The sequence below is a fragment of the Ochrobactrum sp. SFR4 genome (assembly GCF_019730395.1).
Lineage (GTDB): Bacteria > Pseudomonadota > Alphaproteobacteria > Rhizobiales > Rhizobiaceae > Pseudochrobactrum.
Genome location: NZ_JAAPBB010001387.1, coordinates 1 through 236 on the forward strand (window position 1 = coordinate 1; position 236 = coordinate 236).

Annotated in this window: 1 protein-coding gene; it reads left to right on the forward strand. The window is 51.3% G+C overall.

Annotated elements, in window-relative coordinates; translation table 11 throughout:
* On the forward strand, positions 1 to 236 hold a 236-nt coding region (locus HBA93_RS23575), incomplete at both ends, for an FGGY family carbohydrate kinase (protein WP_286202175.1).

Below are 236 nucleotides of genomic sequence, written 5' to 3' on the forward strand. Positions count from 1 at the left end.
GCTTTGCTGGCACTTAAAGCTTCCCATCCCAAGGGAATGGCTGCTGTCAAAGGCATCGGTCTGTCTGGGCAGATGCATGGTGCGGTTCTGTTAGATCAACATGCACAAGTCCTACGACCTGCTATTTTATGGAATGATTCACGCAGTCATATTCAGGCGGCACGGCTGGATGCCGATCCGCAGTTTCGTGCTATTTCCGGCAATATAGTCTTTCCGGGCTTTACAGCTCCCAAGCT